Below are 22,908 nucleotides of genomic sequence, written 5' to 3'. Positions count from 1 at the left end.
GGCTGCGGCGCCGGCTGACCGGTGCGGCCACTGCCGTGCTGCTCGGCGCCACCATGCTGGTCGGCCTGCCCGGCAGCGCCTCGGCCAGACCGGGCCTGGCCGGGTTACCCGCACCGGCCGAAGCCTCCGCCCGCAACCTGGGTGACCTCTCCGCCCGGCAGCAGGTCCGCAACGAGGTCGCCGAGCCCTTCGCCGTGCTGGTCTTCTCCAAGACCGCCGGCTTCCGGCACGACTCCATCCCGGCCGGTATCGCGGCCATCCAGCAACTCGGCGCCGAGCACGGCTTCACCGTGGACGCCACCGAGGACGCCACGGCCTTCACCGACGCCAACCTTGCGCAGTACCAGGCGGTGATCTGGCTCTCCACCACCGGCGACGTACTCAACGCCGAGCAGCAGGCCGCGTTCGAGCGGTACGTCCAGGCCGGTGGCGGGTACGCCGGTGTGCACGCCGCCTCCGACACCGAATACGACTGGCCCTGGTACGGCGAGCTGGTCGGGGCGTACTTCGCGTCGCACCCGGCCAACCAGCAGGCCACCATCAAGGTCGAGGACCACGCGCACGAGTCCACCGAGCACCTGCCGGCACGGTGGTCCCGCTACGACGAGTGGTACAACTTCCGCGACAACCCGCGCGGCGACGTGCACGTGCTCGCCTCGCTCGACGAGACCAGCTACTCCCCGGGCGCCGGGGCGATGGGGCACGACCACCCGTTCGCCTGGTGCCAGGAGTACGACGGCGGCCGGGCCTGGTACACGGCGGGTGGGCACACCCAGCAGTCGTACGCCGAACCGGAGTTCCTGGCCCACCTGCTCGGCGGCATCCGGACGGCGGCCGGCGCGGTCGAGGCCGACTGCTCCGCCTCGCTGACCAGCAGCTTCGAGAAGATCAGCCTGGACAGCAACACCAACAACCCGATGGAGCTGGACGTCGCCCCCGACGGCCGGGTCTTCTACGTCGAGCGGGACGGCCGGGTCCAGATCGTCAAGCCGGACACCGGCACCACGGTCACCGCCGCCGACCTCGACGTCTTCACCGGCAACGAGGACGGGCTGATCGGCATCCGGCTCGACCCGGACTTCGCCACCAACAACTGGGTCTACCTCTACTACGCCCCGAACGGCGGCGGCCCCCGCAACCACCTCTCCCGGTTCACCGTCACCGGTGACACGCTCGACCTGGCCAGCGAAAAGGTCGTGCTCGAGGTGACGACGCAGCGGAATACCTGCTGCCACGCGGGCGGCAGCATGGTCTTCGACAGCGCCGGCAACCTCTATCTGGCCACCGGCGACAACACCAACCCGTTCGAGTCCAACTCGTTCACCCCCATCGACGAGCGGCCGGGGCGGCAGGACTTCGACGCGCAGCGTACCTCCGGCAACACCAACGACCTGCGCGGCAAGGTGCTCCGGATCCACCCGGAGGACGACGGGACATACACCATCCCGGAGGGGAACCTCTTCGCGCCGGGGACCGCGCAGACCCGGCCGGAGATCTACGGCATGGGCTTCCGGAACCCGTTCCGGATCGGCATCGACCCGGCCACCGACACCCTCTACGTCGCCGACTACGGCCCGGACGCCGGTGCGGCGAACCCGAACCGGGGCCCGGAGGGGACCGTCGAGTGGAACGCGATCGGGCAGGCCGGCAACTTCGGCTGGCCGTACTGCCACGGCGCGAACTACGCCTACAACGACTACCAGTTCCCGTCCGGGCCGAGCGGGGCGAAATTCGACTGCGCCGCACCGGTGAACAACTCGCCGAACAACACCGGGCTGACCAACCTGCCGCCGGCGATCCCGGCCACCGTCGACTACGACTACAGCGGCAACCCGCTCTTCCCGGAGATCGGCGGCGGCGGTGCCCCGATGGGCGGCCCGGTCTACCGGTACGACCCGGAGAACCCGTCGGAGAGCAAGTGGCCGGCGTACTACGACGGCAAGGCGATGTTCGGTGAGTGGAACCAGAACAAGATGTACGCCTTCCAGGTCACCGAGGACGGCCGGTCGCTTGTGGACATCAACCAGCTGCTCACCGGGATGACCTTCATCCGGCCGATGGACTTCGAGTTCGGCCCCGACGGCGCGCTCTACCTCATCGAGTGGGGCAGCGGCTTCGGCGGCAACAACGACAACTCGGGCGTCTACCGGATCGACTACATCGCCGGTGACCGGGCGCCGATCGCGGTCGCCAGCGCCGAGCCCACCTCGGGCGCCGCCCCGCTGACCGTGAACTTCTCCAGCGAGGGCTCCCGGGACCCGGACGGCGGTCCGATCACGTACGCCTGGACCTTCGGCGACGGTGGCACCTCGACCGAGCCGAACCCGACGCACACCTACGCCGCCGCCGGCAACTACACCGCCCAGCTCACCGTGACCGGTGACACCGGCCGGACGGCGGTGGCGAACGTGCCGGTGACGGTCGGCAACACCGCGCCGACGGTGACCATCGAGTTCCCGCCGGACGGCGGCTTCTTCGACTGGGGCGACCAGGTGAGATACACGGTCACGGTCACCGACCCGGAGGACGGGGAGATCGACTGTGACCGGGTGGTCCTGCAGTACTACCTCGGCCACGACGAGCACGCCCACCCGCTGGACGACCAGACCGGGTGCAGCGGCACCGTGCAGACCTCACTCGACGCCGGGCACGGCGCCGACGCGAACGTCTTCGCGGTCTTCGAGGCCAGCTACACCGACGGCGGCGGGGCCGGCGGCGCCAACCCGCTGACCGGCCGGGCGATCGAGCAGTTGCAGCCGAAGCGGAAGCAGGCGGAATACTTCGCGGCCACCGGCCGGGCGCCGGACGGCGTCGGCGGCGGTGACCCGGGCGTGCAGACCCAGGCCACCGAGGACGTCGAGGGCGGCTTCGAGAACATCGGCTGGATCGAGGACGGTGACTACTGGACCTTCGACCCGACCAACCTGACCGGGATCACCGGGGTCCGGTTCCGGGCCTCCTCGGCCGGCGGCGGCGCCCGGATCGAGGTACGCGCGGGTGCGGCCGACGGGCCGGTGCTGGCCACCGCCACCGTCCCGGACACCGGCGGCTGGCAGACCTTCACCAACGCGTCGGCAGAGCTCAGCACGCCGAGCACGTCAACGGGTCCCCTGTTCTTCGTGGCGCGCAACCCGGTCGGGGCCACCGGCACGGGTGCGATCGTCAACGTCAACTGGGTCGACTTCATCGGCCGGGGCGTCACCGACAACGCGCCGCCGACGGTCTCCGTCACCGCCACCCCGACCAGCGGCACCGCGCCGGTCACGGTGAGCTTCGACGGCACCGCCAGCGACGCCGAGGGCGACGACCCGCTGACGTACGCCTGGGACTTCGGGGACGGCGGCACGGCGACCACCCTGGACGCCGAGCACACCTACACCGCCCCGGGGACCTTCACCGCCACCCTGACCGTCACCGACGCGCGCGGGGCCGCCGCGTACGCCGTCGTGACGGTGAAGGTGGAGGCGCCGAACACCTCGTGCTTCGGGGCCCGCTCGGACGACTTCACCGGCGACGAGCTGGACAAGTCGCGCTGGTCGACGGTGGTCCGGGAGAACCAGTTGTACGCGGTCCGGGACGGCTCGCTCGTCCTGCCCACCTCGGTCGGCGACCTCTACGGCACCCGCAACGACGCCACGAACGTCGTCCTGCAACCGGCGCCGGACGGGAGCTGGCAGGCCACCACCCGGCTCAGCCTGGCGGTGACGGAGAACTACCAGCAGGCCGGCCTGATCGTCTACGGCGACGACGACAACTACGCCAAGCTGGACCTGCTGCACTCGGGGGCACCCCGGATCGAGTTCATCCGGGAGACCGCCGGCACCCCGCGCAACGAGGGGGGCGACTCGACGGCCGCACCGGCCGGCAGCACGATCTACCTGCGGCTGACCAGTGACGGGACGAACCTGACGGCGGCGTACTCGGCCGACGGGCAGGACTTCACCCCGATCGGCCGGCCGGCGGCGCTGGCCGGGATCGAGAACCCGAAGGTCGGGCTCTTCGCGCTCAACGGCGGCAGCACCGCGCCGGTGGTGGACGCCAGCTTCGACTGGTTCCAGATCACCCCCGACGAGCCCGCCGGTGAGGTGACCCCGAACGACGAGTTCACCGGGACCACACTGGACAAGTGCCGCTGGGACGGAATCGTCCGGGAGGACCCGGCGGCGTACCGGGTCGCCGACGGCGCGCTGCACCTCGACGTGCCGAACGGCGACATCTACACCGGCAACAACACCGATCCGACGAACTTCATCCTGCAGGGCGCACCGGAGGGTGACTGGACGATCGAGACGAAGGTCGACGCCAGCCGGCTGGACGAGCAATACCAGCAGGCCGGGCTGCTCGTCTACGGCGACGACGACAACTATTTGAAGCTCGACTTCGTCGTCGACAACCAGGTGGGCCAGCCGGTGACGCGGCGGATCGAGTTCCGCAGCGAGATCGGCGCGATCGTGCAGGACCCGCAACCGCAGGCCGGGAACCTCACCGAGTCGGTGTGGCACCTGCGGCTCTCCAGGGCCGGTGACACCTACACGGCGGCGTACTCGGCCGACGGGACGACCTGGACGGAGCTTCCGCCGCTGACCAACGCCGCCGTCGGCGGCACGCCGCGGATCGGCCTGTTCAGCCTCGGCGCCGCCCAGACCGCCTCGAAGACGGTCTCGTTCGACTACTTCCGGCTCAGCACCGGGCCGGTGGAAGAGGAGGACGAGACGGCGCCGGTGACCACCGTCACCGTGTCGGGCACCCCGACGGCCGGCTGGCACACCGGGCCGGTGACCGTGACCCTCGCCGCCACCGACAACGCCGGTGGTAGCGGGGTGGCCCGCACCGAATACCAACTCGACGACGCCACGGAGTGGACCGGCTACACCGAGCCGGTGCTGGTCGCCGGGGACGGCACGCACACCCTGCGGTTCCGTTCCGTCGACGAGGCGGGCAACGTCGAGGCGGCGAAATCGGTCGAGGTGAAGATCGACGCCACCGCGCCGGTCAGCACCGCCGCGTTCGCACCGCCGACCGACGACGGCTGGCACAGCGGCACCATCCCGGTGACGCTGACCTCCACCGACGCCGGTTCCGGGGTCGCCACACTGGAGTGGTCGCTCGACGGCGGCGCCTGGGCGGCGTACACCGAGCCGGTGAACGTGACCGGGGACGGGCAGCACGAACTGCTCTACCGGGCCACCGACGCGGCCGGCAACGCCGAGACGCTGAAGTCGGCGATCCTGAAGATCGACGGCACCAGGCCGACGGTGCTGGTCTCCGGACTGGCCGACGGCCAGCTCTACGGCGACAGCCAGGACGTCCGGGTGACCTGGTCGGCCGTCGACCCCACCTCCGGGATCAAGACGACGGTCGGCACCCTGGACGGTCGCGCCTACCAGTCGAACACCCTGCAGGCGATGTACGAGCTACCGCTCGGCCTGCACGAGCTGACCGTGACCGCCACGGACAGGGCCGGCAACACGACGACCTCGACCGTGCGGTTCTTCGTCACCACCTCGTTCCGGGACATGCAGATGCTGCTGGACCGGTTCAGGGCGACGGGTCGGCTCTCCGCCAAGGCGCACAAGCAGTTGTCGAAGAAGCTCGACACGATCCGGGACGCCGAGGCGGACGGCAACGACAACCGGGCGATCAAGCAGCTCGGCGCCTTCAAGGAGCTGGCCTCGGATGCCACGCTGATCGGCGAGGCGGAGATCCGGGACGTGCTGGTGAGGGACGCCGACGCGATGATCGTGCGGCTCGGCGGCACGCCGAGCGCCTCCGGGGTCAGGGCCAACGACGGCAGGTCGGTGCAGGGCACCGGCCGGCTGCTCGAGGACCCGACCCGGGTGAAGCGGGGCAGCCGGCTCTAAGCCCGGCTGGTGCGGACAGTCAGGTAAGCGCGGGGGCGGTCAACGGCGACCGCCCCCGCACCCGTCCGGCGGGCGATCCGCCGGGAAGGAGTACTCCGATGCGACGTCGGCACCGACGCACACCCGCCCGGTCCACTCCGCGTACCCCCGCGGCTCGGCCGCTCGCACCACTGCCCAGCCCGCTCTCCCCTGCCTCATCCGCCTCATCCGCCTCATCCGCCTCGTCGGCCTCCTTCGGGGACACGTTTCTCGCACTGTTGCTCGCCGCCCTGCTCGGCGCCGCGCTCGCGGTCGGGCTGGCACCGGCGGCACCCGCAGCCGCGCACGGAGAGAAGATCAAGCTCGCGGTCGCCGGTGACGGCGCCACGGGGGTGACCGTGCAGGCGAGCTACGAGGACGGCCACCCGGTCGACAACGGCCTACGGCTGGTGCTGACCGCCACCGCCGAGGGCGGCCGGACGGTCGGCCCTCTCCAGCTCGCCCCGGCCGGTGAGGGTGAGGGCTTCTACAGCACCGGGCCGCTGCTCACACCCGGGCCGTGGCACGTCACGGTCACCGCGCCGAAGCCGAACCCGGCCGAGGTACGGGTGGTGGTGCAGGCCCGCGCCGCCCAGGCCGCCCCGCCGGCGGTCCCGGTGGCCGCACCGGAACGCGACGGCGGCACCCCGGTCGCCCAACTGGGGTGGGTGGCCGGGGCCGCCCTGGCACTCGCCGCCATCGCCACGCTCGGTGCCCTACTGGTACGCGCCCGCCGCCGCCCCTGACCCCCACCCCCACCCGCCCCCCCGCGCCCGCGCCCGCGCCCGCGCCAGCGCCAGCGCCAGCGCGGATCGCAGCGTCACCTGTACATCAGAGGCGTTAACCGGCTCGCCTAACGCCTCTGGTGTACAGGTCGGGGAGACGAGCCGGCGAGCGCGAGCGTGGCTGTGCGCGGTAACCCGATATTTGGCAGTGTCCACTGGCGCGGTTTGGGACGGCGGGGCGCCGGTCCGGGGCAGCGGGGGCAGGGGGCGGTGCGGCAGGCTGGTCCGATGTCCCGCCCGGCCCGTGTCCCGCCCCGACTGGCGTTCCTGCCGTTCTCCGCCCGCGCCGCCGTCGCCGAGGGGCTGATCAGCCGGAGCATGCTGCGCGGGCCGGCCTGGCACCGACTGCTTCCCGACGTCTACGTGCACCGCGACGGCTACCGGGCGGACGACCACCGGATGTGGTGCGACGCCGTCGGGCTCACCCTTCCGCCTGGCGCGGCAATCGGCGGGCTCAGCGCGGCCTACCTGTGGGGCGTCCGGCTAGTCGCCCGAGAGTCGCCGGTCGCGGTGCTGCTGCCCGGCAACTCACGCCCTCGTTCGCACCCTCGGGTCCGTTACACCCTCGCCAGGCTCACCGCCGGCGACGTGACCCGGTTCGCGGGGCTACCGGTCACGACACCGCTGCGTACCGCCTTCGACCTCGGCCGGAAGGCGCCACGCACCGAGGCGGTGGTCGCGGTGGACGCGCTGCTCAACCGGCGGTTGGTGAAGCCGGCCGCGCTGAGCGACTATCTCGCCGAGCATCCCGGCTGGCCGGGGGTCGCGCTGTTGCGCAAGGTGCTCGGTCTGGCCGAACCGCTCAGCGAGTCGCCGATGGAGACCCGCCTGCGGCTTCTCCTCGTCGACGCCGGCTTCCCCGCCCCGACCGTCCAACACGACGTCTGCGACACGCGGGGTCGGTTCATCGGCCGGGTGGATCTGGCCTATCCGAAGCTCCGGATCGCGCTGGAGTACGAGGGCGACCACCACCGTGAGCGGGCCCACTTCCGTCAGGACGTCGCCCGGCTGAACGCCCTGCGCGCCGCCGGCTGGCTCGTCCTCCGCTTCACCGCCGACGATGTCCTGCTCCACCCCGCCCGCACCCTCGCCCTGATCGGACACGCCATCCAGGAACGGCGCACTCAGCTGGACACCAGAGGCGTTGATCGACGCGCATAACGCCTCTGATGCCCAGGTGACGTGACAGCAGCCGCGCAACGGCGCGGCCGCGGGCGGCCCGGGCGGCGGGCGGCGCATGCCGAGGTGGGGGCGGGGGCCGGCGCATGCGGAGACGGGGGCCAGCACATACGGCGGCGGGGGCGGGGGGCGGGGGGCGGGGGCGGTCAGAGGATGGCGCGGAGGGCGGCGAGGTCGTCGGGCGCGGGTTGCCACTGCCCCGCCTGTGCGTTGGCGCGTACCTGGTCGGGAGTGGTCGCTCCGGCGATCACCGACGTCACCGCCGGTTGGGCTGCCAGACCGCCGATCGCCACGTCCAGCAGGGTCAGACCACGCTCGGCCGCGTACTTCTCCAGTGCCTCGATGGTGTCCCAGGGCGCGGAGGCGAGGCGGGCGGCGTACCGGGGGCTGCTGCCGGCGAGCCGGCTCTCCGACGGCGGTTGCACTCCCCGCTTGTACTTGCCGGTGAGCAGCCCGTCCGCGAGGGGAAAGAACGGCAGCAGGCCGAGGCCGAAGTGCTCGGCGGCCGGCACCACCTCCGCCTCGACGTCGCGGTGCAGCAGGCTGTATTGGTTCTGGGCACTGACGAACGGCGTGAGGCCGCGGGTCCGTGCCGTCCAGGCCGCGTCGGCGATCTGCCAGCCGGCAAAGTTGGAGTTGCCGAGGTAGCGGACCGTGCCGGCCCGGACGAGGTCGTCGAGCGCGCTCAGGGTCTCCTCGATCGGCGTACCCGGGTCGGGCTCGTGCATCTGGTAGAGGTCGAGATGGTCGGTGCCCAGCCGGCGCAGGGACGCCTCGACCGCCCGGACGACGTAGCGCCGGGCGCCCCGGGCGCCGTGGTCCGGCCCGTTCATCCCGGACATGCTCATGCCGAACTTGGACGCCAGCACGACGTCGTCCCGCCGGCCGCGCAGCGCGGCGCCGAGCAGTTCCTCGGAGCCACCGTGCGGCTCCCCGTAGATGTCCGCGGTGTCGAAGAAGTTGATGCCGGCGTCGAGGGCCGCGTCGACCACGGCCCGGGTGCCGGCGGCGTCGACCTTCCGGCCGAAGTTGTTGCACCCGATCCCGACGACGGAGACCACGAGTCCGGAGTCGCCCAACCGGCGAAAGTTCATCTCAGTCACGAGATCAACCCTATGTCCTCGGCACCGACCCGAGACATCCGTTCGAGAAATTGTTTCGGCGTCGATTCACGTACGCCAAACTGATTGGCGGCATGGCGCGTCGCGTGCGTACGCCGGAAACTGCTATATCGTGTCCACGAATATGGCGACCGCCGTAATGTTCCCTGCCGTTCACGGTCGCCGCGCAGCTCGTGCCGGAAGGCGGTCCACATGGCGGTGAACAGCCGGTTCGACCGGCCCGGCACGGACATCTCCGTCGTCCCCGCCCAGGTCAGCAGGGACAGCAACGCACCCGTCGAGGTGACGGTGGTTCTGCCGTGTTACAACGAGCAGGCACACGTGCTGGCGGAGATCGAGCGCATCTGCACGGCAATGGACACCAGCGGCCTGCAATACGAATTACTGGCTATCGACGACGCGTCCACCGATCACACGTTGGAGATCCTGCGTGGGGCCGCCGGACGTTTTCCCCGACTCCGGGTGCTCGCCTTCCATCGCAACGGTGGCTCCGGCACCGCACGCCGGATCGGCACCGAACAGGCGCGCGGCAGGATCGTGGTCTGGACAGACGCGGACATGACCTATCCCAACGAACGGATCCCGGAGTTCGTGCAGCTCCTGCTCCAGGATCCGCACGTCGACCAGGTCGTCGGCGCGCGCACGAGCGAGCAGGGCAGCCACAAGTTCCTCCGGGTTCCGGCCAAGTGGCTCATCCGCAAGATCGCCGAGCGGCTGGCCGGCACCCGCATCCCTGACCTGAACTCCGGGCTGCGCGCCTTCCGCCGGGACGTGTCACTGCCCTATCTCCGGCTGCTGCCCCCCGGGTTCTCCTGTGTCACCACGATCACGATGGCCTTCCTGCACAACCAGCACGACGTGCGCTACCTGCCGATCGCCTATGCCCGCCGCTCGGGCTCGTCGAAGTTCCACTTCGTCCGCGACGCCTACCGGTACTTCCTCCAGGTGCTCCGGATGGTGATGTACTTCAACCCGCTCAAGGTGTTGATGCCGCCGTCGCTGCTGCTGCTGACCGTCGGCTCCGGGAAGGTGGTCTACGACCTGGTCGCGCACCCGGTCCGGATCGCCACCAACACCGTGCTGCTGCTCTGTGCCGGGCTGATCGTCGGCGCGGTGGCGCTGCTCGCCGACCTGATCGTCCGGTCCAGGATCGACTGGCCGCCCGGAAACCGCTCGTGACCGAAGCGGTGCCGACCACTGCCACGGGACCGGACACGCCAGCCGGCGCCCGTCCCGTCGACGCCCGTCCCGCCGGTGCCCTGCCACCCGGTGCCCCGTTGGTTCGAAATCGCGCGCGTGTCGAGCGGGTGGAGCGGGGCGGGCGGCGGGGTTGGGCGGCGGTCGCCATCCTCACCGGCATCGTCGCGCTGACCTGGATTCCGCAGCTCGACGAGCCGTTCGGCGACAACCACCTGGGCCGGATCATCGGCCGGTACGCGTTGCACCTGCGCAATCTCCAGGAGCAGGGCATCCTCGGCTCGCACTTCGGCGCCGACTGGGCACCGTACGCCGCGACACCATACGCACACCATCCGCCGCTGCTCAACCTGCTCACCGCAATGACCGGTCTGCTTCCCGGCGACGGGGAGTACCAGGTGTGGCTGCCGCCGTACCTGCTCGCCCTCCTCATCATCCCCGCCGCCGCCGCCCTGCTGCGCGCGATCGGCCTGCGCTGGTCGGCGACGCTGCTGGCGGTCGGCCTGATGGTGGCCACCACCTTCTACTGGGTCTTCAGCCCGCTGATGTTCGACCTGGGGCCGATCCTGGCGCTCTCCGCCACGGTGGTACGCCTGCGCGCCCGTCCGGAGCCGTCCCGCCGCCTCGTCCTCGCCGCCTGCGCCTCCGCGCTGCTCTGCACCCTGGTCTCCTGGCCCGGCGTCGGCCTCGCCGCCATACTCGGGCTGTGGCTGTTCGCCGCCCGCCGGTTCGACCGGGTGACGATCCTGGTCGGCACGAGCATGCTGCTCGGAGTCGCGATCAGTCTGGCCTACGTGGTCGGGGTGACCGGGATGGCCCTGCTCGGCGGGCAGGCCGAGCTGCGCAGTAGCGGTGGCGGCCACACCCTTCGGCAGATCCTGCGCCGGCAGTGGTTCTTCGTCTCCGGCCTGTTGCCGGTCTGGTACCTCGGCGCCCTTCCGCTCGGCTTGGTCGCCGGACTGCTGGACCGGCGAAGCCGGAGCTACCTGGCGATCGCCGCCGGGTTCACCGCCGCCTGGATCTTCGGGCTGCGCAACGCCGCCTATGTCCACTCGTACTGGTCGTATCCGCTCCTCGTGGTCGGGCTCGTCGGGATGGGCGTGCTGCTGGACCGGGTCACGGACGGGATCGCCCCGCCGCCCGCCACGGCGCCCGCCGGACAGCTCACCAGCAGACTCAGCGCTCGATCCACCGGCCCGCTCAGCAAGCTGCTCAGCAAGCTGCTCAGCGGCCGGCTCAGCGGGCTGCTCAACGGGCTGCTCAACGGCCGGCTCAACGGGCTGCTCAACGGCCGGCTCAGCGGCCGGCTCAACGGCCGGCTCAACGGCCGGCTCAGCGGGCTGCTCAACGGCCGGCTCAGCGGGCTGCTCAACGGGCGGGGCGAGGGCCGGGGCGAGGGCCGGCGGCGGGTCGGGGTGGCGACGGCCGTGCTGGTGGGGGCGGCGCTCGCGACGTACCTCGGGGTGCTGGTCGCCGGCCCGGACCGACACCGCCTGCTGAGCGAGCCGGCACAGGCCGGCCGGCTCGTTGCCGGGCATCCGCCGCCACCCGGTCAGCGGTACGCCTGGGTGGCCGGTGATGGCGCGAGCAGTCCCCGCTGGCTCGCCTACTACTGGAACCTGCCGCCACGGCTGCTCACCGCCGCGACGCTGACGAGCGAACCGACCCGCCCCGAGGATCTCGTCCTGGTCGACCTGCGACGGCCCCCGGAGTGGCTGTCCGGGCCGGTCGAGGCCGGTGCCGTGGCGCGGGCCGGGCCGTACGTGCTCGTTCCGGTCTCCGTGCTCGGCGGCGGCCCCACCGGGTCTTGAGCCCGACCGGCCCGCGCCACCGATCTGCGGCTGACGGGGCGTCGCCGAGCCGGTCAGCGTGTCGCGACGGCGATCAGGCCCGGCCCGCGGTCGGGGCGCGCGCGTTGCAGTACGGCGAACGGCGACACCGCCAGTCGGATCGCGCCACCGGCGAGCATTCCGCTCGGTTGCAGGATCCGGCCTGAGAAGGCGGTCCGCTCCCGCGCCGTTTCCGCTCCCACCTCAGGGCCGCCCGATCCGCCGCCGTCACCGGCTTCGGCCCCGCCCCCCGCTCCGGCGTTCCGGTCGGCACGGTGGCCGGCCCACCGGTCCCGGACGGAGTCGAGCAGGTAGCCGAGCGGCCAGCCGTAGTGCACGAGGCGCACGGCGGTCGCCCCGGCGCCGAACAGCCGCTCCCGGAGCTGTTCGGCGGAATACCGCCGGTAGTGGCCGACCAGGCTGTCCCAGGCGCCGAACCGCTCTGGATCGGCGGGTACCGAGAGCAGCAGGTGACCGCCGGGCCTGACCAGCGCCAGCCACTCGGCCAGCACCGGTTCGTCGTCGGCGATGTGTTCCAGCACCTCGAACGCGCAGACCAGGTCGTAGCCGTCGACCGTCGGCACCTGCCGGTGATCCCCGTTCAGCACCGTCCCGCCCAGCGGGGTGATCCGGGCGTGCGCGGTCCGGTAGCTGCGCGCGTCCGGTTCGGCCGCGGTGTAGGTGGCCAGTCGGGCAAGCCGGGCTCCGACCGCACCGAGTCCGCAGCCGAGTTCCAGGATGGTGTCCGGCCGGCACTCCGCCACGATCCGGCGTACGACGTGCCAGCGCAGGGCCGCCCGGGGCGGCAGCGGTGGATCGGCCACGGGCGCGGTCATCCGATCCACCAGCCCGGTACGTCTGCCGCCTCGCTCCGGGCGCCGCGCGGGTCAGGCGCTGCGCCACGCGCGTCAGGCGCTGCGCCAGGCGGTCCGGCTGGGACGCCGAGCGGTTCGGTGGGGGTGCCGGGCGTGGGGATGGCGCCGATACGACGCCGGACCGGTTCGACGACCGTGGCCGGCCAGAAGTACGCGACCGCCCGGCGCCGGGCGGCCCTGCGAAGCCCGGCGACCCGCTCCGGGTCTCCGGCCAACTCGCGCAGCGCGGCGGCCAGCGCGGACGGATCGCCGGCCGGGACGTAGACCGCCGCGTCGCCGAGCGCGCGCCGCTGTGGGCCGGTGTCGGAGGTGACGATCGCACAGCCGGCGGCGGCGCCCTGGAACACCTTCGTCGGGACCACCCGGCCGGCCTTCACCGTCTCGCCGAAGATGCCCAGCGACACCTGGTGCCGGGCGACGAGCGCCGGTAGCTCGGCTGCGGGTATCCAGTCGTACCAGGTGACTCTCGGGTTGGCGGCGGCGGCCCGGCGGCAGGCCGCGTGGTCCTGGCCGGTGCCGACCACGGTCACCTCGATCGACTCGTCGGCGGCCAGCGCGGCCAGGGCGGCACCCAGGGTCCCGGTGCCGTGCAGCGGAGTGAAGAGTCCGACGAAGACGACCCGCAGCCGGCGCCGTCCGCCGCCGTCCGTCTCGTCGCGGCACTCCGGCTGCCCGGCAGAGCCCTCCGGCCTCTCACCAGAGCCCGCTGACCTCTCGCCCGACCAGCGCTGTCGGGCGGTACGGGCGCCGGCCGCGAACCACTCCGGTCCCGCGCCGACGGGCACCACCACCCCCCGCTCCCGCGCCGGTGCCGGCAGCGCGGCGAGGTGTTCGGCGGTGTCCACGAGCACGACGTCGGCCCGCCGCACCGCGGTGTCGTCGATCGCCCGCAGCAGCCGTCCCCGGAGCCCTCCGCTCCCACCGCTCCCGGCGAGTCCTCGGTCCCGGGCCGTCCCGGCGGCGGAGACGAGATGGTCGAGCACGATCGGCGTACGCCGGAAGAGCCACCGGGCCAGATGGACGTCGAAGTGCCCGAGATAGCCGACGAGTACGGCGTCGACGACTCCGGCTCCCGGGCCGGCCCCCGCAGCACCCCGCCCGTGTCGGCGAGTCCGGAGCACGAGCAGGGCCCAGCACCGGGCCAACTTGCCGACGAGCAACGGAAGCCGCCACGGCTGCCGGAGCATCGCTATCCGGCCGGCGGTGTCCAGGGTCAGCGGCTCGTTCAGCTCGGTCACCTCGTCACCGGCGGACCGAAGCCCCTCGACGAGCACACCGACCCGGGGATGTCGGCGTACGTCGTAGCTGCCGAACACCAGCCAGCGCACGCCCAGCAGAGTAACCCGTCGTACGCCTTCGACCACGTTCCGTCGTCACTGCTGGCGCGTCGCGCCGCCCGTCGCGTTGCCGGTCACGCCCTCCGTCGCGCCCTCCGATGGTCGGCACTCCGCCGCCTCCGCCTCCGGCGCCGCCACCCTCCCCGCCGCCTCCGGCGCCGCCCTCTCCGCCGCCGCCACCGTCTCCGGCGTCGGCTGCCGGGGCACCCGACGGGCGGATCGGGGCAGCCGCCGTGCCGCCCAGTCCGCCGAGATCGCGATGACCGGCAGGAGGAGGTCCACCAGGGTCAGCAGCAGCCGGGACACCACGGTGGCGACCAGCGCGACCGGCTGGGCGACCGCCGGAGCGAGCAGCAGGGGCAGCGCCACCTCCCGGGGGCCGACTCCGGCCGGCGCGACGGCCAGCAGGAACCCGACGGACCAGGAGCCGGCAAAGGCGCCGACCGAGACGAGCAGCAACCCGGGCCCGCCGCCGACACCACCGCCGCCGACAGCGCCGCCGACACCGACGTCTGCCAGGAGCAGCCAGAGGTGCGTACCGTAGCCGAGCCAGGTCGCCGCCGACCAGCCGACGGCCCCGCCGATGCCGCGCAGGGAGAGCGGCCGGGGCATCGGTTCCCGGCGGGCGAGCCGGAGCAACCCGGCGAGGATGCGATTGAGCAGCGGCGGCCAGAGCAGCAGAAGCAGCGGCGGGATGGCCGGCAGGATCCACCAGTACTGGGTGGTGGCCCGGCCGCCGAGTACCGGCAGGGTGGCGGCGGTGAGCAGCAGGCCGGTGCCGAGGGTGATGAGCATGGACAGCAGCGCCGCCACCGCCGAGGCCCGCGCCGGGACCCCGTACGCCCGACCGAGCCGGGCCTGGACCAGGATCGGCCAGACCTTGCCGGGCAGATATTTGGCCAACTGCCCGACGAAGAAGATCCGCGCCGCGCCGAGCGGCGGAAGGTCGACACCGAAGTCCCGCAGGACCGCCCGCCACCCCAGGCAGCCGCAGAGGCCGCTGGCGGCGGCGGCGAGTCCGGCAAGAATCAGCCCCAGCGCCGACAACTCGCCCAGTACGGCCGGGATCTCCCCCCACCGCCCCGCCAACGCCCAGCCGACCAGGGCGAGGAATGCCCCGGTGACCGCGACCTGTGCGGCGCTGCGTGCCAGGCGCGACCGCCCGGACCTCGGCAGCCGCCCGGACTTCTGCGGCACCACGGCACGGACGATACTCGCCGTGACGTCATGACCCCGGAAAGCCACGCGGCCAGGCTGCGCCACCTCCGCCGCCACCGGCCCGTCCGCCCGCCCACCGGCCCGTCCGCCCGCCCACCGGCCCGTCCGCCCGCCCACCGGCCCGTCCGCCCGCCCACCGGCCCGTCCGCCCGTCCACCCACCGGTCCGGCCCCAGGCCGCCCCCGGACGCGGTCCCGCGTCAGGCCACCTCCCCGGACCGGTCCCCTTCAGGCCATCCAGACGGGTCCCGCTTCAGGCCCCGGACCGGTCCCCTTCAGGCCACCCCAGACCGGTCCCGTCCCGCTTCAGGCCACGTCCCAGACCGGTTGCGCCGTCTCGACCACCTCACCGTCGCCCCGGAAGAGCAGGAACCGGTCGAACGACCGGGTGAACCATCGGTCGTGGGTGACCGCGAGCACCGTCCCCTCGAATGCCCGCAGCCCTGCCTCCAGGGCCTCGGCCGAGGCCAGGTCCAGGTTGTCGGTCGGTTCGTCGAGCAGCAGCAGCGTCGCACCGGAGAGTTCCAGCAGCAGCACCAGGAAGCGCGCCTGCTGCCCGCCGGAGAGCGTGCCGAATCGCTGGTCGCCCTGCCCCGCCAACTCGTACCGGTTCAGCGCCTTCATCGCGGCGTGCCGGTCCAGCCCGGCCCGGTGGTCGTCGCCCCGCCAGAGCACCTCGACGAGTGTCCGGTCGAGCAACTCGGGCCGGTCATGGGTCTGCGAGAAGTGGCCGGGCCGGACCCGGGCGCCGAGCCGGGCCACGCCGCCGTGCCGGACCGGTGCCAGGGCCGGCCCGCCGTCCACCGGACCGTTGGCGGGATCCGGATCGGTGCCGCCCCGGGCCAGCAGCCGAAGGAAGTGCGACTTTCCCGTACCGTTCGCGCCGAGGACGGCGACCCGGTCGCCGTACCAGACCTCCAGGTCGAACGGGAAGGTGAGGTCCTCCAGCTCGACCTGTTCGCAGACGACGGCCCGCTTGCCGGTGCGCCCGCCGCCCAGCCGCATCCGGATGTCCTGGTCCTTCGGCGGTACGGGTGGCGGCCCGGCCTCCTCGAACTTGCGCAGCCGGGTCTGCGCCGCCTGGTAGCGGGAGGCCATCCCGTCGTTGTAGGCCGCCTTCTGCTTGTAGAGCAGCATCAGCTCGCGGAGCTTCTGGTGCCCCTCGTCCCAGCGGCGGCGCTGCTCCTCCAGCCGGTCGTGCCGGGCGACCCGCGCCTCGTGCCAGCTGTCGAAGCCGCCCGGATGCACCCAGGCGCTGCCACCCTCCACCGCCACCACCCGGTCCGCGGTGCGGGCCAGCAACTCCCGGTCGTGCGAGACGTAGAGCACCGACTTCGCCGACTCCCGCAGCCGCCCCTCCAGCCAGCGCTTGCCCGGCACGTCGAGGAAGTTGTCCGGCTCGTCGAGCAGCAGCACCTCGTCGACACCGCGCAGCAGCAGCTCCAGGGCGAACCGCTTCTGCTGGCCGCCGGAGAGGGTGCGCACCGGTCGGGTGCGGGCCTTCTCCCAGGGCAGGTCGAGCACGATCGTCGAGACGGTGTCGAAGAGCACCTCGGCGTCGTATCCCCCGCCCACCTCGCCCCATTCGGTCAGCGCCTCGGCGTACGCCAGTTGCGCCCTGCCGGCCACGCTGCTGAACTTGCCGCGCACCTCGGCGGCGTGCAGTGCCGCCTCGGCCGCCGCCAGCCGCTCCCCCGCCGCGCGCAGCTCCGGCGACGAGAGCGAGAGTACGAGGTCGTGCAGCGTCGACTCGTCGCCGATCATGCCGATGAACTGCCGCATCACGCCCAGGCCGCCGGAGCGGGCGATGGCACCGGTCCGGGTGGGCAGGTCGCCGGCCACCATCTTCAGCAGGGTGGTCTTGCCTGCGCCGTTCGGCCCGACCAGGGCGACCTTGGCACCCTCGCCGACCCGAAACGAGACGTCGGCGAACAACTGCCGGCCGTCCGGCAGGATGTGCGCGACTCCGGCGACGTCCACGTAACCCACGTCGGCATCGTGCCGCAGCCACCCCCTCCGGCGACACCGGGTTTCGGCGGCACGACAAGAGGGCCGGTTGTCAGGGCAGGAGGACTGTGGGCCGGCGGCCAGGGCAGGGCGGCGGCGCGCAGGTGCTGCGGGAACGGGCGGGCGCTCAGCGGGTGACCCGGAGCACCCGGTAGCCCTTCTGGCTGGCGCGCCGCTCGACGTGCCAACCGCTCTCGGCGAGCCAGCGCTGGAGCGAGTCACCGCCGAGATGGCGGGCCACCACCAGCCACGCCACACCTTCCGGTGCGAGCCTGGGTAACCAGCGCCGCAGCATGCCGTGCAGTTCCTCCTTGCCGATCCGGATCGGCGGGTTCGACCACAGTTGAGCGAAGGAAAGGTCGTCCGGGACCTCGTCGGGAGCGACCACCCGTACCCGGTCGGCGAGGCCGAGACGTCCGGCGTTCTCGGCGGTGAGTGCGCGGGCCCGTGCGTTCACGTCGACCGCCCAGACCGTCGCCGCATCCGTGCGGCTGGCCAGTACGCAGGTGATCGGACCGTAACCACAACCCAGGTCGAGCAGTACGCCGGAGATGTCCGACTCGGGCAGCTCGGCCTTACGCAGTAGTACGGCGGTTCCCGGATCGAGCCGATCGGCGGAGAAGACCCCGGCCGAAGAGGTCAGCGAGTAGTCGCGTCCTCCGGCGGAGAACACCACCGTACGCCGGTCGGCGCTGGCCACGGGCTCGGTGCTGAAGTAGTGGTCTCCGCTCACGGCACGCATTCTCGCCTACCGCGGCGGCGCGCCCGGCGGCGGCCGCAGGGTGGACCCTGCCCGGGTTTCGGGCAAATGCCTAGTCTCACATGAACTGTGATTCATCTACGGCGGCGCGCCGATGCGGATTTCCGTTACCCTGTGCGACATGGTTTATGGGCGTGGACCTGGGCCGGGCGGTGGACCGCCACGGTCCCGACGAGATCCCGCCGATCAGCCTTCGGTCGATCCGGATGTGGCGGCCGGTCCACCTCCGGGGCGGGCCGGCCGACGCCGGTCTGGGGCCGACCGCGCGGAGGCGTCCCCGGCGGCGTCCCGGTTCGACGCGTCCAATGCGGAGCCGACCGGGTCCGGCTCCGCCCACGGCTGGCGGGTGGACGGGCCGGGTCGCTCCGCAGACCGCCCGGCTCGCTCGGCTCCCACTCCGGGCCGCTACCCGGAGTCACCGGACCGCTATCCGGAGGCACCCGGCCGTTATCCGGACGGGGCGGAGCGGCACCGCGACGAGCCGGGTGGCCGGCACCTCGAAGGGCCGGCCGGCCGACATGTGGATGGGCCGGCTGGTCGATACCCAGGGTCACCAACCGCTCGCAAGACGGACGGCCTTGGGCGCTCCGCACCAGATCCCGGCCCGGCTCGTCGGGCCCGACACGGCGTATCCGAGGCGGACGACGTGGGGCCGGCCTCCGGTTATCCACCGCCGGGCCGCCCGGTCCACGACCGTCCGTCACGGGACCGGATCAGCCCCGATCGTCCTCCACCGGCTGGCCGCCATCCGGCGCGCTCGGCCGAAGGCGGACGGCACCTGGCCGCACCGTCGGACGTTCCGCCCGCCGGTGGCCGCCCCGCATCCGGGGCCGGCGGCAGGCCGGGCATCGGCGAGGGGTCCGTGCCGCGCGACCGGGCGAGGCTGGGCGAACGGATGGTTCCGGGCGACCGGACAGGTCCGGGCGACCGGACAGGTCCGGGCGACCGGATGGCTCCGGGCAGCAGGATGGCCCCCGACCGGCCTGGCCCCGACCAGAGACCCGGCACCGAGGGCCGATCGGGCCCGGCCAGCAGGACTGTCCCCGAGAGCAGGTCCGGCCCCGACGGCCGCCCGGGCCGGACCGGCGGACGATCCGTCGGCAGTGGACCGCTGCCGTCCGGCGCCGAGCCGTTCGGGTCCGTCCGGAACGTGTCGGGCCCGGCATCGCCCGGCATCGCCGATCTCCGCGAACAGTCCCCGGCCGGCCGGCGTCGCGCCGAACCCGATCCGTCACCGCCCGACGGCCGCTACCGGCCAGGTTCCGGCGAGGTCCCACTCGCCGGCCCACGGTCGGCCCCGGCGCCACGGCAGCGCCGGGCTCCCTCCAGCGACCGGGAGGCCGCCCGCCCCGACCCGACCGCGTCCGGCGTGCCGGCGCCCGCCGGACGGCGTAGGGCGGCCGAGCCGGTTGAGCATCGCCCTGACCGAGGCGTCCCGGGCCGGGCGGCGGCCGACCGCACCGGCCCTCGTCGGGCTGACGAGGATTCGGAGGTACGACGACCGCCCGTTGCCGGCCGCCCCGAAGCCTCCCCCGGTCGCCCCGGCCCCGCTGCCCCCCGGACCGCCGCCGCCCCCGCACCCCGCAGCGCCGTCCCCGCGCCTCGCAGCGGAGTCCCCGCGCCCCGGACCGGTGTCGGTGGACCCGCCGGAGCCCCCCACTCCGGTCCGCCCTCCGGGCCTGGCGAAGCGCCGATGATGCCGCCGAGGAGCCGACCGGTGGGGCCGGGATTCGGCCGGGATGCCGGCCCACGGCCCGACGACGAGCCGCGTAGGCCCTCCCACGCCGGCCCTGCGGCACAGCGCGGTCCGCTGCCACAGACCGGGCCGCGCCGTCCCAGGGATGCCGGCGGCCCGCCGGAATCGCCGATCGCACCACGCTCCCGACCGGCACCCGGCTCGCCGATCGCACCACGCTCCGGACCGGCAGCCGCCGCACCGCCCTCCGGACCGGTGGCGGGCTCTCCGGCCACACCGCGCTCCGGAGCGACAGCCGGCCCCCCACGCCCCGGAGCGGTACCGGGCTCACCGGCCGCGCCACGTACCGGACCGGCACAGGATCGGGCACCGCGGCCACCTGCCGGGCCCCGGACCGGTCCCGCCGGTGACCGCCGGTCCGGGCCGACCGGACCCGGTACGCGTACCGGCCCGACCACGTCCACCCCGGTCTCCCCGGGCCGGACGTCGACTCCGGACCGGAATCCCACCCCCGGCGGGGCCGCCCCACCCGCTCCGGCGCCGGCCGCCCCGTCGGCGAAACCGCCCGCCGGTTCCGCCGCCACCACCGGCACACCGCCGCCCGGCGAGGCCAACACGCCGCTCCGGAGTACGAAACGCACCTGGCAGCTGGTCATCGGCTCGCTCGGAGTCCTGCTCATGCTCGGCATCTGCGGGCTCAGTTCCTATTTCTTCGTCGTCGACGAGCCGGTGGGGCGGGACGCCCGGCCCGCCGACGGGGTGGGCGCGGCCGCCGCACCCCGGGACATCAGCTCCCGGGCCGCCGATCCGGCCCCGTTGACGGTCAAAGAACTCTTCCCCGCCGCCAAGGAGGTGCAGGTCGATGCCGACCAGTCGGCGTACGAGCTGCTCAAGACCCAGGAGTCGGCGGACTGCGACCTGGTCGCCGAGGGCGAGATCGCCACGGTCCTGGCGGACGCTGGATGCAGCCAGTTCGTCCGGGGCACCGTACGGTCCCCGACAGGGGTCTACGTTGCGACCGCCGGGATCGTCAACCTCGCCGACGAGGCGGGGGCGACATCCGCGCGGGAGAAAATCAAGACGATCGTCGACGCCGGGGAGGGACGCTTTCGCGGCCTGGCCGCCGGGCGCGGCACCGAGGCCGTCACGCTCGCCTCGGCTCAGGCCGGATGGCACGTCCGGGGGCACTTCCTGATCTACTGCGTCGTCGCCAAGGCCGACGGCAAGACGATCGGCACGGACGACCTCTTCGCCCGGCAGATCCTCTCGGACATGATCGAGGTTTATCTGCGCGGCAAGGTGCTCGACAAGCGGGCCATCTCCGCGTCGACCCCGCCCGGTCCGTCCAGCCCCGCCCAGCCCGGCTGAACACAGCCAGCTCGGCTGAACACAGCCAGCTCGGCTGAACACAGCCAGCTCGGCTGAAGACCGCCGGACGCCGGCCAGGCCAACGGGGTGACGTGGTCGCCGCGCCCTGAGACCGGCCCGGCGCCGGCCTCAGGCCGAGGTGCTGAGCCGGAGCCGGCGGGTCCGTAGGGCCCGGCCGGCGTACTCGGCGGGATCGTCGGGGTAGCCGACCGCGACCAGGATCAGCCCGTGCGGCGGCGCCACGCTCACCTCGCTGGCCCGCTCCCGGCGACCGAGCAGGCTGCCGGGCCAGTCGACCGCTCGGCGCCCGTCGCCGGCAACCAGCATCGCGCCGACCAGGCTGCGTACCATCGACTGGCAGAACGCGTCGGCCTGCACGGTCGCCACCAGGACGCCGTCCGGGTCCCGTCGCCAGTCCAGCCGGGTCAGCTCCCGCACCGTCGTGGCATTCTCCTTACGCCGGCAGTACGCCGCGAAGTCGTGCTCGCCGACCAGTCCGGCGGCGGCCCGGTTCAGCGCCGCCAGGTCGAGCGGGCGCGGCCAGGCCAGCACCTCGTGCCGGCGCAGCGGCTCGGCGCCGTACGGGGCGTCGGTGACCCGGTATTCGTAACGCCGGTAGGTGGCCGAGAACCGGGCGTCGAACTCGGCCGGCATCTCGGTGACGGCCCGGACCCGCACGTCAGGCGGAAGTACTCCGGCGAGCCGGCGCGGCAGCGTCTCCGCCCACTGCCGCCACACCCCGGTCGGCAGGTCGAGGTGGCAGACCTGCCCGCTGGCGTGCACCCCAGCGTCGGTGCGCCCCGCCACGGTCAATCCGGTGACCCGGCCCGGCCCGACGATCCTGGTCAGCGCCTCGACCAGCACCCCCGCGACGGTACGCCGCCCCGGCTGGGCGGCCCAGCCGGAGAAGTCACCGCCGTCGTAGCTGACGTCCAGGCGTACCCGGGTCAGATCCTCATCCACCTCGTGCTCCACGGCCCGCTCCAGATACGCCGCGGCCCGACACCCCCGCGGGGATGCCGGGCCCGGCGCCGTTCGTCGGTGCTACTTGGTGTCCGCCTCGTCGCTGTCCTCCCGGGCCGCCGGGGTGTCACCGGAGCGCGACTCCGGTGCCTCGGCGTCCTGGTCGTCCTGGTCGGCGGGGGACGAGGAACGCGGGGTCTCCTCGTCGGGGGCGAGTGCCTCGACCTTGTCCTGCTGCGCCGCCTTGCGGGCGGTGGCCTTCTTCGCCGGCGCCGCCGGGGCGACGACCAGCTCCTCGACCAGCTCGATGATGGCCATCGGCGCGTTGTCGCCCTTGCGCGGGACGGTCTTCACGATCCGGGTGTAGCCACCGTTGCGGTTGGCGAACCGGGGAGCGATCTGGTCGAAGAGGGCGAAGACCACGTCCTTGTCCCGTACGACGGTCAGCACCCGCCGGCGGGACGCCAGGTCTCCCCGCTTGGCCTTGGTGATGAGCTGCTCCGCGAGCGGGCGGAGCCGCTTGGCCTTCGTCTGGGTGGTGGTGATGCGGCCGTGCTGGAACAGCGCGGTGGCCAGGTTGGCCAGGATCATCCGCTCGTGCGCGGGGCTACCGCCGAGGCGGGGGCCCTTGGTGGGCGTGGGCATTCTTGGTGCTCCTCGATAGTGGGTGGCCGGATTTCCAGTGGGTGGCCGGA

14 protein-coding genes are annotated in these 22,908 nt (G+C 73.2%); 6 read left to right on the top strand and 8 right to left on the bottom strand.

Annotated elements, in window-relative coordinates; genetic code table 11:
- Positions 1-53: 53 nt before the first annotated feature.
- The 3 genes from ACN28C_RS09690 to ACN28C_RS09680 all read left to right on the top strand — a co-directional run bounded on the left by ACN28C_RS09690 (position 54) and on the right by ACN28C_RS09680 (position 7,825).
- Positions 54-5,861 carry a ThuA domain-containing protein gene (locus ACN28C_RS09690; protein WP_422774597.1) on the top strand — a complete coding sequence of 1,936 codons (5,808 nt, stop codon included), beginning with the start codon at positions 54-56 and terminating at the stop codon, positions 5,859-5,861.
- Between the two features lie 98 nt (positions 5,862-5,959).
- Entirely contained in the window at positions 5,960-6,625 is a 666-nt protein-coding gene (locus tag ACN28C_RS09685) for a hypothetical protein (RefSeq protein WP_422773172.1), read from the top strand.
- A 267-nt stretch (positions 6,626-6,892) separates the two neighbouring features.
- Positions 6,893-7,825, top strand: coding sequence for a DUF559 domain-containing protein (locus tag ACN28C_RS09680; RefSeq protein WP_422773171.1), 933 nt, complete (start codon positions 6,893-6,895; stop codon positions 7,823-7,825).
- Between the two features lie 164 nt (positions 7,826-7,989).
- Here the strand turns inward: ACN28C_RS09680 and ACN28C_RS09675 are convergent, their stop codons facing one another.
- Entirely contained in the window at positions 7,990-8,937 is a 948-nt protein-coding gene (locus ACN28C_RS09675) for an aldo/keto reductase (RefSeq protein WP_422774596.1), read from the bottom strand.
- A 219-nt stretch (positions 8,938-9,156) separates the two neighbouring features.
- Here ACN28C_RS09675 and ACN28C_RS09670 point away from each other — a divergent pair, with 219 nt between their 5' ends.
- On the top strand, positions 9,157-10,143 hold the full coding sequence (locus ACN28C_RS09670) for a glycosyltransferase family 2 protein (protein WP_422773170.1): 987 nt from the start codon (positions 9,157-9,159) through the stop codon (positions 10,141-10,143).
- A gap of 98 nt (positions 10,144-10,241) precedes the next feature.
- On the top strand, positions 10,242-11,972 hold the full coding sequence (locus ACN28C_RS09665; protein WP_422773169.1) for a hypothetical protein: 1,731 nt from the start codon (positions 10,242-10,244) through the stop codon (positions 11,970-11,972).
- A 53-nt stretch (positions 11,973-12,025) separates the two neighbouring features.
- Here ACN28C_RS09665 and ACN28C_RS09660 read toward each other — a convergent pair whose 3' ends face one another.
- The 5 genes from ACN28C_RS09660 to ACN28C_RS09640 all read right to left on the bottom strand — a co-directional run bounded on the left by ACN28C_RS09660 (position 12,026) and on the right by ACN28C_RS09640 (position 18,159).
- A complete protein-coding gene (locus ACN28C_RS09660; protein WP_422773168.1) occupies positions 12,026-12,826 on the bottom strand; it encodes a class I SAM-dependent methyltransferase in 801 nt (266 codons plus the stop codon).
- A complete protein-coding gene (locus ACN28C_RS09655; protein WP_422773167.1) occupies positions 12,823-14,193 on the bottom strand; it encodes a glycosyltransferase in 1,371 nt (456 codons plus the stop codon). Before ACN28C_RS09655 ends, ACN28C_RS09660 begins: the two co-directional genes overlap by 4 nt.
- 45 nt (positions 14,194-14,238) lie before the next feature.
- Complete coding sequence (locus tag ACN28C_RS09650; RefSeq protein WP_422773166.1) at positions 14,239-15,402, bottom strand: lysylphosphatidylglycerol synthase domain-containing protein; 1,164 nt, start codon at positions 15,400-15,402, stop codon at positions 14,239-14,241.
- A gap of 323 nt (positions 15,403-15,725) precedes the next feature.
- On the bottom strand, positions 15,726-17,408 hold the full coding sequence (locus tag ACN28C_RS09645; RefSeq protein ID WP_422773165.1) for an ATP-binding cassette domain-containing protein: 1,683 nt from the start codon (positions 17,406-17,408) through the stop codon (positions 15,726-15,728).
- A 145-nt stretch (positions 17,409-17,553) separates the two neighbouring features.
- The gene (locus ACN28C_RS09640) at positions 17,554-18,159 is read right to left on the bottom strand and encodes a class I SAM-dependent methyltransferase (protein ID WP_422773164.1); all 606 of its coding nucleotides are present in this window, start codon (positions 18,157-18,159) and stop codon (positions 17,554-17,556) included.
- Positions 18,160-20,560: 2,401 nt separating this feature from the next.
- On the opposite strand from ACN28C_RS09640, the gene ACN28C_RS09635 reads away from it, so the two are divergent.
- Positions 20,561-21,250: a hypothetical protein gene (locus ACN28C_RS09635; protein WP_422773163.1), complete on the top strand. Its 690-nt coding sequence runs from the start codon at positions 20,561-20,563 to the stop codon at positions 21,248-21,250.
- A gap of 129 nt (positions 21,251-21,379) precedes the next feature.
- On the opposite strand, the gene truA is transcribed toward ACN28C_RS09635, so the two are convergent.
- Positions 21,380-22,213, bottom strand: coding sequence for a tRNA pseudouridine(38-40) synthase TruA (gene truA, locus ACN28C_RS09630; RefSeq protein ID WP_422773162.1), 834 nt, complete (start codon positions 22,211-22,213; stop codon positions 21,380-21,382).
- An 81-nt stretch (positions 22,214-22,294) separates the two neighbouring features.
- Entirely contained in the window at positions 22,295-22,858 is a 564-nt protein-coding gene (gene rplQ, locus ACN28C_RS09625; protein WP_422773161.1) for a 50S ribosomal protein L17, read from the bottom strand.
- Positions 22,859-22,908 lie beyond the last annotated feature (50 nt).

Source organism: Plantactinospora sp. WMMC1484, assembly GCF_049315195.1.
Classification (GTDB): Bacteria; Actinomycetota; Actinomycetes; order Mycobacteriales; family Micromonosporaceae; genus Plantactinospora.
This window is presented reverse-complemented; position numbering and strand designations above follow the sequence as displayed.